16 protein-coding genes are annotated in these 16,486 nt (G+C 59.1%); 7 read left to right on the top strand and 9 right to left on the bottom strand.

Translation table 11 applies throughout. The features are described from left to right. Positions 1-226 precede the first annotated feature (226 nt). Positions 227-2,020, bottom strand: coding sequence for an acyl-CoA dehydrogenase family protein (locus DES43_RS18135; RefSeq protein ID WP_035029265.1), 1,794 nt, complete (start codon positions 2,018-2,020; stop codon positions 227-229). A 144-nt stretch (positions 2,021-2,164) separates the two neighbouring features. Here DES43_RS18135 and DES43_RS18130 point away from each other — a divergent pair, with 144 nt between their 5' ends. Both DES43_RS18130 and DES43_RS18125 read left to right on the top strand, forming a co-directional pair. Then, positions 2,165-3,697, top strand: coding sequence for a class I adenylate-forming enzyme family protein (locus tag DES43_RS18130; protein ID WP_133675900.1), 1,533 nt, complete (start codon positions 2,165-2,167; stop codon positions 3,695-3,697). Between the two features lie 13 nt (positions 3,698-3,710). Beyond that, positions 3,711-4,604, top strand: a complete 894-nt coding sequence (locus DES43_RS18125; RefSeq protein ID WP_035029272.1) for an SDR family NAD(P)-dependent oxidoreductase — start codon at positions 3,711-3,713, stop codon at positions 4,602-4,604. Positions 4,605-4,675: 71 nt separating this feature from the next. Here the strand turns inward: DES43_RS18125 and DES43_RS18120 are convergent, their stop codons facing one another. The 7 genes from DES43_RS18120 to DES43_RS18090 form a co-directional block, all read right to left on the bottom strand. Beyond that, a complete protein-coding gene (locus tag DES43_RS18120) occupies positions 4,676-5,452 on the bottom strand; it encodes an SDR family NAD(P)-dependent oxidoreductase (protein ID WP_084496547.1) in 777 nt (258 codons plus the stop codon). Positions 5,453-5,476: 24 nt separating this feature from the next. Next, positions 5,477-6,475 carry a TRAP transporter substrate-binding protein gene (locus DES43_RS18115; protein ID WP_035029276.1) on the bottom strand — a complete coding sequence of 333 codons (999 nt, stop codon included), beginning with the start codon at positions 6,473-6,475 and terminating at the stop codon, positions 5,477-5,479. A gap of 123 nt (positions 6,476-6,598) precedes the next feature. Then, on the bottom strand, positions 6,599-7,360 hold the full coding sequence (locus DES43_RS18110) for an SDR family NAD(P)-dependent oxidoreductase (protein WP_051520669.1): 762 nt from the start codon (positions 7,358-7,360) through the stop codon (positions 6,599-6,601). Positions 7,361-7,421: 61 nt separating this feature from the next. After that, complete coding sequence (locus DES43_RS18105) at positions 7,422-8,789, bottom strand: TRAP transporter large permease (protein WP_084496548.1); 1,368 nt, start codon at positions 8,787-8,789, stop codon at positions 7,422-7,424. Continuing rightward, the gene (locus DES43_RS18100; RefSeq protein WP_035029281.1) at positions 8,786-9,280 is read right to left on the bottom strand and encodes a TRAP transporter small permease; all 495 of its coding nucleotides are present in this window, start codon (positions 9,278-9,280) and stop codon (positions 8,786-8,788) included. The genes DES43_RS18105 and DES43_RS18100 overlap by 4 nt, the downstream gene beginning before the upstream one ends. Positions 9,281-9,346: 66 nt before the next feature. Then, the gene (locus DES43_RS18095) at positions 9,347-9,727 is read right to left on the bottom strand and encodes a Zn-ribbon domain-containing OB-fold protein (protein WP_035029283.1); all 381 of its coding nucleotides are present in this window, start codon (positions 9,725-9,727) and stop codon (positions 9,347-9,349) included. Then, a complete protein-coding gene (locus tag DES43_RS18090; protein ID WP_035029286.1) occupies positions 9,727-10,887 on the bottom strand; it encodes a thiolase domain-containing protein in 1,161 nt (386 codons plus the stop codon). The genes DES43_RS18095 and DES43_RS18090 overlap by 1 nt, the downstream gene beginning before the upstream one ends. A 189-nt stretch (positions 10,888-11,076) precedes the next feature. On the opposite strand from DES43_RS18090, the gene DES43_RS18085 reads away from it, so the two are divergent. Continuing rightward, entirely contained in the window at positions 11,077-11,724 is a 648-nt protein-coding gene (locus DES43_RS18085; protein ID WP_035029290.1) for a TetR/AcrR family transcriptional regulator, read from the top strand. A gap of 177 nt (positions 11,725-11,901) precedes the next feature. On the opposite strand, the gene DES43_RS18080 is transcribed toward DES43_RS18085, so the two are convergent. Then, on the bottom strand, positions 11,902-12,333 hold the full coding sequence (locus DES43_RS18080; RefSeq protein WP_035029293.1) for a cupin domain-containing protein: 432 nt from the start codon (positions 12,331-12,333) through the stop codon (positions 11,902-11,904). A gap of 299 nt (positions 12,334-12,632) precedes the next feature. Here DES43_RS18080 and DES43_RS18075 point away from each other — a divergent pair, with 299 nt between their 5' ends. The 4 genes from DES43_RS18075 to DES43_RS18060 are packed head-to-tail and all read left to right on the top strand — an operon-like array spanning position 12,633 to position 16,445. Then, positions 12,633-14,348, top strand: a complete 1,716-nt coding sequence (locus DES43_RS18075; protein WP_035029296.1) for an FAD-dependent oxidoreductase — start codon at positions 12,633-12,635, stop codon at positions 14,346-14,348. A 15-nt stretch (positions 14,349-14,363) separates the two neighbouring features. After that, positions 14,364-15,233, top strand: a complete 870-nt coding sequence (locus tag DES43_RS18070) for a hypothetical protein (protein WP_035029299.1) — start codon at positions 14,364-14,366, stop codon at positions 15,231-15,233. An 11-nt stretch (positions 15,234-15,244) separates the two neighbouring features. Next, positions 15,245-15,559, top strand: a complete 315-nt coding sequence (locus DES43_RS18065) for an NIPSNAP family protein (RefSeq protein ID WP_035029302.1) — start codon at positions 15,245-15,247, stop codon at positions 15,557-15,559. A 13-nt stretch (positions 15,560-15,572) separates the two neighbouring features. Beyond that, positions 15,573-16,445 carry a fumarylacetoacetate hydrolase family protein gene (locus DES43_RS18060; protein WP_133675898.1) on the top strand — a complete coding sequence of 291 codons (873 nt, stop codon included), beginning with the start codon at positions 15,573-15,575 and terminating at the stop codon, positions 16,443-16,445. The last annotated feature ends 41 nt before the right edge of the window (positions 16,446-16,486 follow it).

The following is a 16,486-nucleotide window of genomic DNA, read 5'->3' as shown; positions in this document are numbered from 1 at the left end:
ATTGCAGGCGCACGCAGGCTGGTCGTAACCGCAAACGCCGTCCTCAAAACCGCTACGCCATGGCAGACAGGCAAAGCCGCCTAGACACAGTTGCTAGATCCGTTGCACTCGTACAGCCAGGATCAGTGCCCGTGCCCTTCGATGCTGTGAGCCAGCGAACGCTATAGATGCTTGACGCAGCCCCATCACAGCCTGTTGAACCATCTAATAATTTTCGCATAAAAGCTTAGACGATGTCGACGTCAGAAAGCAAAGCCTCCTGGACGCGTGGGACGATTGAAAGCCAGTTTTCGACCAGATCAAGCTCCGTGTCGAAGAAGAACTTCATCGCAGTCACCTTCGAGCGCAGAAACGCGCCCTCCCCCTCGCCGCGGATCAGCAGATTCTCGGCCGCAGAGGCTTGACGCAGCCACATCCAGCCTATGGTCAGATGTCCGAATGCGTTGGCGTAATATGAGGCATTTGCCAGATACTCCGCCGACCGCCCATCGGAAATCAGGCTTCGCGTCATGTCGATCAAGCGATCCAGTTTTACGCCCAGTTTGTTGGCATAGGCTTGGATCGACTGCGGCGCGACGCCAATGTCGGCCCTGACCCTTTCACCGAAATCGTCAATTGCGGCGCCCGCTTTCATACCGACTTTCCGCCCAAGCAGGTCCAGAGCCATGATCCCGTTGGTGCCTTCGTGGATGGGGTTCAGCCGGTTATCGCGGTAGTATTGCTCAACTGGATAATCGCGCGTGTAACCATAGCCCCCCAGCACCTGGATCGCGAGATTGTTTGCTTCCAGACAAAACTGGCTCGGCCACGCCTTCACGACCGGGGTAAGCAATTCGAGCATCAGATGGGCGCGCTCCCGCGCCTCGGGGTCAGGATCCGTAGCCACGTCGTCCACGAGCCGCGCAGTATACAGACATAGCGCCAACGCTCCTTCTGCATAGGCCTTCTGTGTCAGTAGCATGCGCCGCACATCCGCGTGGAGGTGTATCGGCACCTGGGGTAGTCCAGGATCCTTCTGCCCCGCCAGTCGCCCTTGCAGACGTGTCTTCGAATACGCGCTGCTATAGCGGTAGCCTGCCACCCCTAGCACCGTGGCGCCCGTTCCAACGGAAATTCGCGCCTCGTTCATCATGACGAACATGTATTCCAGTCCCCGGTTCTCTTCCCCGACAAGAAAGCCCTGGCACTCGCCGTTGTCCCCGAAATTCAGGACGGTGTTGGTGATGCCGCGCCACCCCATCTTGTGGTTGAGGCCTGCCAGCAGGACATCGTTGCGTGCGCCAAGTGAACCATCGTCGTTGACCCGGTACTTTGGAACAATAAACAACGATATTCCCCGCGTGCCTTTCGGCGCGCCCTCCACGCGTGCGAGAACCAGATGAACGATGTTCTCCGACATTTCATGCTCGCCGGCAGAAATCCACATCTTGGTACCGCGGATAAGATAGCTACCATCGGGTTCGCGGACGGCCCGAGTGCGGATATCTGCCAGGCCTGACCCAGCCTGAGGTTCGCTCAGGCACATGGTGCCAAGGAAGCGCCCCTCCAACATCGGCTTCATGAAGGTTTCCTTCTGCCAACGCGTTCCGAAGCGCCCGATCACATTCGAGCCAGAAGCCGTCAGGAACAGATAGGCCGTGGTGGAAATGTTGCCTGCCTGGAAAAAGGCGTAACACGCCTGAAGAATCGAGAAGGGCAACCTGATGCCGCCAGATTCCTCATCGAGCCCGGCTGTCAGGAAACCTGCCTCGACGAACGACATGATCGCCTCGCGCGTCTCCGCAAGCGTCGTGACGCGTTCGCCATCGAAGGTCGGTTCAAATGTGTCGGACTTGCGGTAGTGATTCTGGAATTTCTCGATCGAGAGCCCTTCGGCCGCCTCAAGAACCGCATTGAAGGTCGCTTGATCATGATGAGCGAATTCCGGACGTTGCAGGAGATGCTCGGACTTCAGGACCTGAAAAAGGTTGAACTCGACATCCTCACGGCTGAGCGGCGCGACATTGCTTTCGGCGAACATGGTGGTTCCTCAGACTGCTGGCAGGTCAGAATCAAAAAAAGAAACTTGTGAAACTTACTAACGGTTGTTAGTATACACTGGCTCGCAATATCAAGAGGATATTCACGCTATGGCTGGAATGCGGAATTTGGAGAGCGGCGGACGATGACGCAGATCTTGCGCGAGCTACACTATGGCAACCGGTTGGTTCGTTGTTACGCCAAACGGGACAACGCCCTTTTCAGCCGTTTTCTCAAGACGTTGCCCGACGACAGGGCCAAGGCCGCCATCATCACGGAAAATGCGGTCACAAGCTATGATGCCCTGCACGCCATGATCGCAGGCTTTGCCAGCTGTTTTCGTGAGAACGGCCTTCGCAAGGGAGACCGGGTGGTCATCTACTCCGGCAACCGGCCAGACTACATCGCCGCCCTCTATGCGGGCTTTGCCACGGGCATCATAACCATACCGGTAGACGCGCGCCTGACTCCAGCAGAGGTCGACTTCATTGCCACCGATTCCGGCGCTCGGCTGGTTCTGGCGGCGCCGGACCTGACCGCAGCCATGCAGACGACCCTTTGCCGCGACCGTGTCCTGGCCCTCGATGCAGTACCACCTTCACCTGCCGGGAGCCTTGAACTGGTAGCCATCGAGGAGGAAGATCCAGCTTTTATAGTCTATACGTCGGGCACGACCGGCAAACCGAAGGGCGCGGTCCTCACCCATTTCGGCATTATCCATTCCTGCCTCCATTTCTGGGAGAACATCGGCCTCAGGCAGGATGACGTCATTGGCGTAGTGACACCCATAACTCATGTCACGGGCCTCATCATGGGTGTGCTTGTTGCGCTGCAGAACGGCTCATCGATGATGCTGATGGAACGCTTCAAGGCACGCGACTTCCTGGACTTAGCCGCTCGCTGCCGCATGAACTGGACCGTTATGGTCCCGGCCATGTACTCGCTTTGCCTGATGGTCGACGATTTCGACAAATTCGACTTGAGTGCCTGGAGGATAGGCAACTATGGCGGGTCACCTATGCCGGAACCCACCATCAAGATCCTGGCGCAGAAAATGCCATGGCTGCAATTGGTGAACGGCTACGGCGCCACGGAGACAAGCTCGCCTGCCATCATGATCCGACCGGGCGAAGGGGTTGAACGCGCCTACTCGATCGGCAGGCCGCTTCCCTGCGTGGAAATCGTCGTTGTCGACGACAAGGGAAACGAAGTCCCGCGGGGACATGCCGGAGAGTTGTGGATCAAGGGCCCGATGCTGGCCCGCGAATATTTCGGCGATCCGGAAGCAACGAGCGCCAATTTTATCGACGGATATTGGCGAACGGGCGACGTCGTCCGTATGGATGAAGATGGATACGTCGTCCTGATGGACCGCATCAAGGACGTTATCAACCGCGGCGGCTACAAGATCTACTCGGCCGAGGTGGAAAATGTTCTGCAGGGACTGCCCGGCGTCGTCGAAGTCGCAGTCGTTCCCAAACAATGCGCCGTGCTGGGCGAGCGCGTTCATGCGGTGATCTACAGCACGGACACAGGCCTGGATCTGCCTTCCCTGCAAGCTTTCTGCACAGCGCAACTGGCCGACTACAAGATTCCTGAATCCGCCGATTTCCGGACGACCCCCCTTCCCAAGGGGCCTTCGGGAAAGATCCAGAAGAAAGAACTCAAGTTGATATGATGGAGTTGAATGCATGACTATCCGCTTTGATGGCCGGGTTGCGGTCGTAACCGGCGCGGGCACCGGCCTGGGACGTAGCCACGCGCTCCTGCTGGCCGCACGCGGCGCGAAAGTCGTGGTCAACGACCCGGCACCTGCGCGTGACGGCAATCCACCCACGGCGGAAGCCGTCGTGGACGAGATCCGCGCACTGGGCGGAGAGGCCATAGCCGATTTTTCCTCGGTGATGGCGCCGGAACAGGCGGCGCAGATCATCGACATGGCGGTTTCCACCTGGGGTCGCGTCGACATCGTCGTCAACAATGCCGGTTTCGTGCGCGACCGCAGCTTCGCCAAGATGCCACTGGAAGACTGGGACGCCGTGATCGGCGTGCATCTCAACGGAGCCGCCTATGTCACACATGCGGCCTGGAACCACATGAAGGATGCCGGCTACGGGCGCGTGGTCTTCACCACTTCCAATTCCGGCCTTTATGGGAATTTCGGACAGGCAAACTATGCTGCCGCCAAAGCGGGGCTCGTCGGCCTGATGAATACGCTGAAGGAAGAAGGCTTCAGATACGGTATCCGCGTGAATTGCCTCGCTCCCATGGCCGCAACGGCAATGACGGAAGCCATCTTCACCGGCGAACTGGAGCAGAAGTTCAGCCCTGCCGTACCGAGTGCAGCGCTGGCCTATCTCGCCAGCGAGATTTGCGACCACACTGGCATCATCCTATCGGCGGCAGGCGGCTTCTATGGGTCGGCGCAGGTTTCGGGCACCACCGGCGTGTTCCTTCCTGAAGGCGTCATGCCTACGCCGGACTTCGTCGCGCAGCACATCAATGCCATTCTGTCGGAAGAAAACGGGAGAAAGGCGTTTACAAACGCGGCGGACGAGATGGCCTATATCAAATCAGCAGCCTGAAACCGGCAAGGGGGGTCGGCAAGCCGACCCCCTGATCCCGATCGAGACCGGGTTCGGCCTCTCAGAACATGTCAGTTTGCCAATGTGTATCCGCCATCCACGTAAAGTACCTGGCCGGTCACAAAGGCGGCATTCGGTCCGGTAAGCCACAATGCCGCATCCACCACATCCTGCGGCGCGCAGATGCGACCCATCGGATAGCACGAGCCATAAGCCGCCATCAGCGCGTCATAGGACTCGAACGCCTGCAAGTTGATGGGCGTGGCGACGGTTCCAGGCGCAATTGCATTGACCCGAATGCCCCGCGACGCAAGTTCAAGGGCACATGCCTTGGTGAAGCCTTCGATGGCAAATTTGGAAGCGATGTATTGTGACGCGCCGGGAACAATGCTGCGCCCGAGAATGGACCCGACGTTGATGACGTTGCCGCCGCGCTTCGACAGGAGGGGGACGGCCGAGCGCGTGGCGTGAAATGTCCCGAACAGATTGACTTCGAGGACTGCTGCAAACTCCTGTGCGGAAATCTGCTCTACCGAAGCCTTGCTTCCACGAATGCCAGCAAAATTGAAAAGATTGTCGATGTCGCCTTCCCGCTGGGCGATCCGGGCGAAGGCAGCTTCAGTTGCTTCGACACTACGAAGATCGCAGGCGTGGAAGCATATTCGGGACTCCTCCCCAGCCCGCACATCGATTCCGTGAACTCGATGGCCCCGCTCGAGCAGGCTCGAAACGAGGGCTGCCCCAAGTCCGGATGCACATCCAGTAACGACTGAGATCTGCTGCGCAGCTTGTCCGGTCGACTGCAAGATGAATGTCCTGTCTCCAGCAAGGGTGGTGAAGGTCGCCATCCCAGGAATGGCGACCCTCAGGCTTCAGCGAACTGCGAATTCCTTCTTGGCAGCGACGATCACCTCGTAGAGCGAGCGCGCCTCTTCTGTCATGGATGCCAGGATTTCCGGATATTTCGTTTCAATGTTGTTATGCCACTTGGCACGTTGCTCATCGTTGAGCTCGTAGTAGTGGCCCTTGAATTCGTCCACGAGCTGGCGCCGCGCCTTTTCCACCTCGCTGTCGTAGAAGGCGGTCAGTTCCTGCGAGGTGGGGATTTTTTCTTGGATGGCAGTGCGCTGCTCGTCCGAAAGGCCATTCCACTTGCGCAGGTTCATGAAATAAATCCAGTCCGCATGGAAATGCTTGGCAGCCACAAAATGGGGCGCCGATTCAACTGCCGGCGTCGTCACGTAGTATGGCAAAGGAATATCAGCCGCGACGACGAGATTCTGTTCCAGACCAGGCCACAGTTCCGAGACCGGAAGCTGCACGGGATTAACTTGCTGATTTTCCCAGAACACGCGCGACGGCACAGTTGCCGAAACACGGACCTTCTGCTGCTTCAGTGTTGCCGGATCGGAGCAGTCGACCTTGCAGAAGACGCCGTAGTAGCCGGCGGAAGAGATCTGCAACAGTTTGAGGCCCGCCTTCTCGTAAATTGCCTCCAGAACGGGCTTCACTTTCGTTTGCACGACAAAGTCGCGCTCCTCGTCGCTTTTCCAAAGGAAAGGAAGACCGAGCACCGTACCGGCCGGAATGGCTACGCCCATGCCCTGCGGCGAGGTCACGCCCATCTCGACGCGCCCGCGCAACACCTGCTGGACCATCTCCTGCTCATTGCCAATGAACTGCCTCTCGACAGTGAACGCCCCGCCCGAAGCTTCCGTGACCGCTGTGGCGAACTTGTCGCCCATGACCGCCAAGCCGCTACCCGGAGCACCGACCTGACCGAGCTTCCAGGCCTCCTGCCCTACCGCCGGCGTGGCGGCAAGGAGCCCGGCAAGCGCAGCGCCTCCAACGATACTTCTGATTTTCAGCATTCTCTCCTCCTCGGTCCCACCGGCGAATGACCGGCATACAAACTTACGCTTGTTAGTCTCGAAACTAACGCTAGTTGGTGTCCCTGTAAACCGGATTCCCGTGGCAATATCCGGATTTTCAGGTCAGATTTTGGGGACGGGATAGTTCTTCAGCGCCATCCGCGAGAAGCCGCCATCGACCGTGATTTCTGCGCCGCTCATGTATCGTCCGCCGTCCGACAGCAGGAACCGGACCACCTGTGCAACATCTTCGCCCACTCCCGGGCGGCCAAGGGAAATTTGCGCGCGGCGCTGCGCATTCACGTGCGTGTCACGATAGAACGCTTCGGAAAGCGGCGTACGCATCAGCCCCGGATGCACCACATTGCTTCGGATGCCATAGGCCCCCCATTCGACACAAATCGTGTTGGAGAGGCCCACGATACCGGCCTTGGCCGCACTATAGGCACCGCCTCCATTACGCCCGAAAGCAGCTGCAACCGAGCCAATATGGACGATCGCTCCGTCTCCGGCGGCGCGCATGTGGCGTCCTACTGCCTGTGACAGTATGAATGCCCCGGTGAGATTAACATCCAACAGCTTTTTCCAGTCGTCGAGCGAGAGTTCGGCCAGCGGTTTGTTTCTCATCATCGCTGCGTTGTTGACCAGCTTTAATGTGGGGCCATGCTCGCTGTTGACGCGATCCAGGATCGACCTGATGCTCTCGGCATCGCTTATGTCTGCAACCCGGGTGATAATGGCGTCGCCTCCCGCCGGAAGGGACAATTCGTGCACGAGCGGATCAATGTCGATCAGGACGAGCCTTTCACCATCCTTCGCCAGTGCCTCTGCAATGGCGCGCCCCATTCCGCTGGCCGCGCCCGTCACCACTGTATAGCCAGTCATCTGCTTCCAATCTCGCCACTGCACCCGCTCCCGCACAACCATGTCCGTCGTGCGGACAGCCTCAGACGACCATTGCCGGATACACGCACACAATCACCAGCCAGATCAACATCAGCACCAGGAATGGCAAGACCGAGCGAACCACTTCACTGAATTCCTTCTTGAAGGCGACCATCGCTACCACGAGGTTCAGTCCGACAGGCGGTGTCAGATAGCCGATTTCGAGATTGGCGGTCATCACGACTCCGAAGTGGACCGGGTCGTAACCTGCATTGACCATGATCGGCATCAGCAATGGCGAGAGCACGACCATGGCCGAGCTAACCTCCATGATGCAACCGACACCGAGCAACAGCAGATTGACAGCGATCATCAACAGCACTGGATTCTCGATTGCCTGCCCGATTGCGACAACCCATGCCTGGGTTACGCCTTCATAGTCCAGGATCGTGTTCAGGCTCGAGGCAATTGCCACCAGTGGCAGCAACCTGCCCAGCATGATCAGGGACTCGACCACCACCTTTTTGTAGTCGGCTAATTTCATCTCCCGATAAATGAACAGCTCCACCAGAGCCGCATAGAGCAGCGACACCGCAGCCGCTTCAGTCGGGCTGAAATAGCCTCCATAGATACCGCCCAGCAATATGACCGGCATCATCAGTGCCCAGAAACCCGCCACTACGCTGCGCGCCGCCGCCGATGCGGAAAACCTGCCGCTGTTGCGGCGGAGGTTCATCGCAACCGAATAGAGGACCAACATCCCTGCAAGCAGCAATCCCGGCTTAATGCCGCCCGTGAACAGTCGTGTAATCGACGTCTCGGTCATGATGCCATAGAGGATCATGGCGATGGATGGCGGTATCATGATGCCCAGCGAACCGGCCGCAGCAATGAGGCCGATGGAGAACTTTTCGTCATAGCCCTGGCGGATCATGGCGGGATAGGCGATCGACCCCACTGCAAGCATGGTGACGATGGACGAGCCCGATATCGCCGCGAACACCGCGCAGGCGAGGGTGGTTGCAACCGCCAGCCCTCCGGGCAGGCCAGCGGTAAATGCACTCATGCAATTGATGAGACTCTTGGCAATGGAACCGCGCGCCATCAGTGCGCCTGCCAGGATAAACATCGGCACCGAAAGCAGGACTTCGCGGTCCAGAGCGAACCACATGTCTTGCATGAGATATTCGACGTCGCTGTTGGACGCGAAGAGCGCATGAACACCCGCCGCCAGGACACCGACGACCAGAATAATGGGAAGCCTGAAGTAAAGCAGAACGACAATGAGCGCCCCGAACCCCGATACTTTGAGCGATGTGAGCCCAAGAGCACCGAGCAAGGCCAGCAGCGCGAGCACCGCCGCAAACAGATAGAGACCCAGCGCCTGGCCACCCTCACGGGGCTCAGAAAAAGAAGAAGTCGTGGTCATTCTTCCATCTCGGCCGGCTTGAGGGAGCTATCAAATGCGTGAAGCAGGTACTTGAGCGCGGCGAGCAGGAAGACGACGGGCAAAATGATCTGCACGGCCCAGATGGGGAAACCAAGAACAGGATCGGCCTCACCAAACATGGCAGAGTTTCTGACCAGCTTCGCCGCGTAAAATGCCAGATACAGGCAAACGGCGGCGCTCAACGCATCGCCTGCCCTCACCACCAGGGGGAACAAGCGCCTCGGGATCAGGGTGTCTATGCCCGTGATCCGCAAATGCCCGCCCTGGTGGACGGCAACGGTCATGCCGAGGAGTGCCGCGCTTGCGGCAAGATAGACGGCGACCTTCTGTGCTCCATAAACTCCGGAGCCGAACAGTTCGCGGCTGACTACGTCGAAAACCAGCAGCCCGGCAGCCCCGGAAAGGGCCAACCCTCCCAGCAGCTTCTCGAATGAAGTTATCGAATTCAGCAAGAATCTGCTGATACCCATGAGCCCTCCTCCCTTCGGCTCGCTCCAAATGTGGCCGTCGACCCGACCGGGCGACGGCCTTGGTACCTACATCGCAAATGTGGGGACAGGCAGCCCCTCTTGGCTTTGGCTCACCTGCAAATGAACCGGGGCGCCGATCCTGACATCGGCAGGATCGGCGCCGACGATATTGGTGAAAATCGTCGGCCCCTCCTCAAGCGCGACGTAAGCTACGACACGCTGCGGATTTTCACGACGCATAACAGTGAACGAATAAATGCTACCACGACCCGACGCCTCCACCCAATGAGTTTCATCGGCATCGCAATGCGGACAATGCGCCCGCGGATAGAAGTGCGCCTCGTTGCAGGCCCGGCAGCCCTTGATCAGAAGCTTGCCTTGCCCAATCGCTTTCCAGAACTCGAGGGTTTCCGGATTGACGGCGGGATGGCTCAGATAGTCGGACATTACTTGGTCTCCAGGATCATGGTTGCCGCCGCATGGCGCGTCCCCAGCCAGCCGCCGGTGGCGTTGACGAGCGCCAGTTCAAGTCCCGGCACCTGCACTGCAGGATGCGCTTCGCCGCGGAGCTGACGCACGGCCTCGATGATCTTGGTCATGCCGCCACGGTTTGCAGGATGATTGTTGCAAAGGCCACCACCGTCCGTATTCACCGCAAGCCGGCCTACGCCACTGATGAGACCGCCGTCGGCAACAAATGCACCCCCTTTGCCCTTTTCGGCAAAGCCCAGATCCTCGATCTGCTCAAGCACGGTGATGGTGAAGCTGTCATAGACCGACGCATAGCGGATATCCGCCGCCGTGACGCCGGCCTCCTCATAGGCGACGGCTGCCGACCAGCGGGTGGCCGTATAGGTCAGGTCGACCTTACCGCCAGCCTGGTGCTTGACGGCATCGCCGTAGCCGCGCACTGCAACGAGGGGTCGCGCGAGCGCCTTGGCGACGGCCTCACTTACAACAACGATGGCGCCGCCACCATCTGAAACCACGCAGCAATCAAGGCGATGCAAGGGATCGGCGATCATCGGCGATTCCAAGACCTCGTCGACCGTCACCACATTCCTGAGCATCGCGTTGGGATTGTGTTGAGCATGATGCGAGAAGGCGACCTTCACCCAGGCAAGCTGCTCGCTCGTGGTGCCATATTCATAGGCATGACGCGCGGCACACATGGCATAGGTGTTGATCACCGCCCTGCCGAATGGCTGCTCGAATGGCACATCAGGGAGCGGCCAGTCGGGAACGGGATCGGCCGCAGCGCCGCCGGTGCGCGGCTTGCCAGCCAGAGTGATCAGGGCAACCTCGCATTTGCCCGCTTCTATCGCCTCGATCGCTTGACCGACATGTGTGACATAGGCCGAACCTCCCGTATCGGTCGCGCCAATCACCTTCGGGCGCAGACCGAGATAATCGATGAACGACAATGGATAGAGATTGGTGTTGTCACCGGCCACGAAGTAGCCATCCACGTCGGCACGCGTCAGCCCGGCGTCGGCCAGCGCCCCAGCCGCGACCTCACGGTGCAGTTGTCCAAGCGACTTGTTCACCGCCTTGCGCGTCGGATGCTCGAAAACACCGGCAATAAAAGCTCGTCTGTGAGCAGCCATCTTCACACTCCGTTTGTCCAATCTAATACTAACGGTTGTTTGTTAGCTTTGCAAGTGTAGCTTCATTGGAAAATTTGAATTGGAACACACGGCTGTTTGTTAGTATGTTGTCGGCTCAACGTCAAAATCCGACCTTCGCGGCAGAGCGAGCCTGTCTCGCGGAGCACCTTGTCGAACGGGGGAAGAAAAATGGTCTCGAAAACGGAAAAGGCGCCGCGGCGCACGAAGTCGCTTCCCACCCCCGAAGCGCTACGCCTCCATGCGATAGATATGATGCAGGAACTCGGGTATCACGCGGTAACGCTGCGCAGCCTCGCAGACCGAATCGGCATCAAAGCCGCTTCGCTTTACAATCACATCGAAAACAAGGAGCAACTGCTTTTCGATCTGCTCTCTACCATCCAGATCGAATTGCTTCAGGAGATGGAGAAGCGCCTCGACGGCATAGAAGGCCCGCGCAATCGCCTCCGCACCTTCGTCGAAGTGCACATAGAGTTCCACACCACTCGACGTAAGGAAGTCTTCATTGGCAATATGGAGCGCCGCAACCTTTCCAAGTCGCACAATCAGGAAATTATCCGCCTGCGCACCCAGTACCAGGCCATCCTGGAAGACATCCTGCAGGAAGGCCGGGAACGTGGCGAATTCAACATTATTGACATGCGGCTCGTCACCAACGCCATTTTCGGCGCCCTTAACGATATAGCCACATGGTACAGGCAGAATGGGCGCCTCGGACGCGCGGACATTAGCCATACCTATGCACAACTGATCTTCCGGATGCTCGGCATTCTCGACGAAACACGACAGGAAGGCCAAGGATCAAAGAAGGCGTAGCCCACCCTCTTCCGCCCTCCAGGGCATCGCCCCTCGATCCGCGGCCCTGCGAGCAGAATGACGCACCCTTTCCACTCACGGGAAGATACTTCAGGCTTCAGCGGCGGCGCGGAATAGGGCCGAAACACCTTGATCCCGCCGCCGCGATTTGAGGCGTCAATGCTCGACCGACAGAATTCACTCAGATGCGCGACGATAGCCCTCGAGGCTTTCGTCCGGCACGTCGGGCAGGTTCACGACGATATTGTCGGGCGTGCGGCAGGTGAGCCAGACCAGATCCTCTGTGGTCGACATGTTGACTTCCACATGCGGCCAATTCGGCGGCACAAAGACGAAGTCGCCTTCTCCCATGTCGACATGCTCCTTGTAGTCTTCGCCGTAATAGATGCGTCCCTTGCCTTTCAGGACGTAGCCCCCCGTTTCGGCATCGCCATGATGATGCGGCAGGGAACGATATCCTGGTTCGTTCGAGACACGGCCGAACCAGATTTTGGTTGCCGGCGTGTGCTGCGGACTGACACCCGACACACGAACGCAGCCGCCGGATTGGCCAGTGCCGGTGTGTTCCTGACCGTGGCGCGTAACGACCGCCTTCACTTCCTTGTCCATGATCACTCATCCTCCTTGAATAAGATACAAAGGTCGACGCGCGAACGACGCTCATCTCCCAGCCTTGGATTTCAAGTTTATCCGCCGCGCGAAACATACTAGCGTTCGTTAGTTTTTTGTGTCAATGATGCTCTTGTATCCAACTCGAGAAACTTCGGTTTGTGAGGGGGGATCCAGCGAGTTTGGACCGAAGAGCACAAGATGCCCGGCCCGGCCCATCTTGCTCAAACGCTACGGCGCTCGACAGCGAGACCGATGGCTTGATCGACGTTCTGGTACCGAAGGGATGAAGGCAGCCCATGAAAGAGCCAGCTTCCAACGAAGTCGAATGCGATGTCGTCGTGCTGGGAAGCGGTGCCGGCGGGCTGTCGGCTGCGCTGAGCGCGCGCCTCGCTGGGCTGAACGTGCATGTACTCGAAAAAGAGGGGTATTTCGGCGGCACAACCGCCCGCTCGGGAGGCGTTCTCTGGATACCGGGAAACCCGGTCAATGCAAGGCAAGGCGTGATCGACAGCGCCGAAAAGGCGCGGACCTATATTCAGGATCAGGCAGGCGACTTCTTCGATGAAGCCCGCGTCGCCGCCTTCCTGAAGCACGGACCGGAGATGGTCGATTATTTCGAGGCCAAGTCAAGCGTGCGTTTCGTTCAGAATGCTGCCTTTCCCGACTATCACCCCTTCGCACCCGGCGCCGTGGAAGGCGGACGATCCATCGTCGCAGCACCGATCAGGGGAACCGAGCTGGGAGCAGCGTTCAGCTTGCTGCGCCCGCCTCTAAAGGAGATCACCTTTGTCGGCATGATGTTCAATGCCTCGGCGGAAGTGCAGCATTTCTTCCGCGCCACCACTTCGCTTTCATCGTTTTTCTACGTGATACGCAGGCTTCTCGCCCATGGGGCCGAGATGCTCCGATACGGCCGCGCCGTACGTCTTACGAACGGAAATGCTCTGGTCGCACGGCTAGCAAAATCCTGCCTGGAGTCCGGCGTCAAGATCCACGTCGGCGAGGCCGCCGTTGCGCTGCTGCGTGAAGGCGGGCGCGTCACAGGTGTAGTCGCCGACACTCCAGACGGGCCCCGACGTTACCTGGCGCGGAATGGCGTGGTTTTGGCCTGTGGCGGCTTTCCTCACGATGTCGAGCGCAAATCCAGACTCTTCCCCCACGCTCCCAACGGCACCGAGCACCTCAGCCCCGCTCCCCAAGGCAATACCGGCGACGGCATCAGGCTCGGGCATGAGGCCGGCGCCATCACTGTCGATGACATTCCGAACGCCGCCGCCTGGATTCCGGTCTCGGAGGTGCCCTACCGGGATGGGACAAAGGGCCGTTTCCCTCACCTGATCGACCGCTACAAGCCCGGCATCATAGCCGTGCTCAAAAACGGGCATCGCTTCGTCAACGAAGCCGATTCGTACCACGATGTCGGTCAAGCTATGATCAGAGAGTGCACTGCAATGGGACAGCCGGTCGAAGCCTGGCTGATTTGCGACGCGAAGGCACTTCGGAAATATGGCATGGGCTTCGTCAAGCCATTTCCGGTCCCGCATTTACATCACCTGCGTTCCGGCTATCTCCTTAGGGGCCGCACCCTGAGGGAGCTTGCTCGTCACACCGGCATCGACGCAGATGGCCTTGCAGACACAGTGGCGCGCTTCAACCACGCCGCCGCAGGCGGCGAAGACCCCGATTTCGGACGAGGCCGCTCGGCATATAATCGTTTTCTGGGCGATGCCGATCACGAGCCGAACCCGTGCCTTGCGCCGCTGGAAATGGGTCCATTCTTCGCAATCCGCATCGTCGTCGGCGATCTCGGCACTTTTGCGGGCTTGAAAACAGACGAACATGCACGGGTGCTTGCCGAAGACGGCCAGCCGATCCCAGGCCTGAATGCAGTCGGCAACGACATGGCCTCCATCATGGGAGGCAACTACCCAGGCGGTGGCATCACCCTCGGGCCGGCAATGACCTTCGGGTACATCGCCGGGCAAACGCTTGCAGGAAAATCGCTTCTCTAACCAGAGGGACTACATATGACTTCGCAGGACCATTTCGCCGATGGCTCAATCCGCATTGTCGAGGACGATGTGCAAGGACGCATTGTCACGTTCGATTCCGCCACCTTCGTGAACGACTTTTATGGCGACACGCTCGCTTCCAAGGACGTGATCGCCGCCGCATCCTACAGCGGCGTGTTGTGTGCCAGAATGGTGGCGCGCCACCAGCCGCGCGGGGTTATCGGCCTCGACTGCGCCATCGGCAAGGATGGTGCGGGCATCGCTGGGCTCGCCTTCTATGAAGCGCTTGGCATTCCATCTGCCGCAGTCGACGTCATGACCGCGGAAATGGGCAATGGAAACGATCTTTACACATCGGGTATAATTAGCCGTGTCAACGACCGTGCAACGTCGCTTGGCCTGAATCCAGGCATGAGCGCGCGTGAAGCGGCTTCCATCCTCAAAGCTGCAGACGACCTCTGCGACGACCGGTTCGCGGACCAGGAAAACCGCGAGACCATCTATACCAATGCAGCAGGACGCTCGATCGTCTGCACGGATTCCATCGCATTCTGGCGTCCGGAAGACACCGGTCGCAACGTACTGTGCACGGCTGGTCATACTGGCCGCTCCGTCATCGACTACATCGTCGGCTCCGGAGTGTGGGGCTTCATTTGCTCGGACGGCGGCATCGGCAAAAACGAGTCCGGCATCGCGGCCCTGCCCGCTGCCGACGATGCAGGTATCGCAGGCGCTTCGGTCAGCGCGCTGAGCGCGCGCATGGGAGACGGCCATTCGACCTATTACGACGGCGTCATTTCAGCATGCAACGAGTTGGCGCGAAGCAAGGGCGTGCAAAAAGGCATGAGCGCTATCGAAGCAGCCCGTCTGCTGGTCGACAACTGAGGCGCCAAACCATGATTGTCGAAGAACGCATCTACACGATCCAGGCTGGCCAGCTTGGCAGATACTTATCGATCTATTCGGACGGGCCGATGCAGTTGCAGAGCCGCGTCCTGGGGCAGATGCTCGGCTATTTCACCACCGAGATCGGCGATCTGAGCACGCTCGTTCACCTGTGGGGCTACGAAAGCCACGCGGAGCGCGATCGGCGGCGCGCGCTTCTGGCGCAGGAATCGGAATGGCAAGCCTATCTGGCCGAATGCACACCCCTCATCCGTTCGATGGAGAACCGCATCATGGTTCCCACCACTTTTTCACCCATTCGCTGAAGGACCGCGAGAAATGAAGCTGGCAACCGTCCTGTACAAAAGCGAGGAGCGGGTGGGCATGGTGGAGGGCCCTGTGATCAGGCTGTTCCCGCGGGAAGCGGGCGATATGGTCGACCTGGCCCGCAATGGCATTCCGGCTTGCGGAGCGGAACCGACGCCCCTTTCGGATGTCCGAGTTTTGGCACCGATACGCCGTTTTCGGCGCGACGTCCTGTGCACCGGCTGGAACTATTGGGACCACTTCGAGGAAGGCATCGGCAAGCGCGACGGACAGGAGGTGGAGCGGCCGAGCGCACCGACCTTCTTCACCAAGGCTCCCGATGCCATCATCGGCCCCGAGGACGACATCGCCTATGATCCGAGGATTTCCGCGAAATGGGACTATGAAGCCGAGATTGCCGTGATCATCGGCAAGACCGGCCGTTCCATTCCCACCAGGCGCGCGCCGGACCACATATTCGGCTACACCTTGGCCAACGACATTTCGCAGCGCGATCTGCAGCGCCGCCATGGCGGCCAGTGGCTGAAGGGTAAGAGCATCGACACCTCCACCCCTCTTGGCCCCTTCATCGTCACCCCCGACGAAATCGATCTGCCTGACGTCGAGCTGACATCATATGTGAACGGTGAATTGCGCCAGAACGCGCAGGCGCGCCAGATGGCCTTCACAGTGGCGCAGATCATAGCCGAGCTTTCCTTCGGCATGACACTGCACGCCGGCGATGTGATCCTTACCGGGACGCCGAGCGGCATCGGCATGGCCAGGAACCCGCCTGTCTGGCTCAGCGAAGACGACGAAGTCGTCGTATGCGGGTCCGGGCTCGGCAAACTGCGCAACCGCGTGGTACGGGCTGACCTGGCCAGCGAAAGCGACGTGGAAATCTGAAAGTCACAAAGGCAGCCCTAAACAGGCTGCCTTTGTCCTTT

The organism is Aquamicrobium defluvii (genome assembly GCF_004363725.1).
In the GTDB taxonomy this organism is placed as follows: Bacteria; Pseudomonadota; Alphaproteobacteria; order Rhizobiales; family Rhizobiaceae; genus Mesorhizobium; species Mesorhizobium defluvii.
The sequence above is the reverse complement of the archived record's forward strand: the minus strand, read 5'-3'. Positions and strand labels throughout refer to the sequence as shown.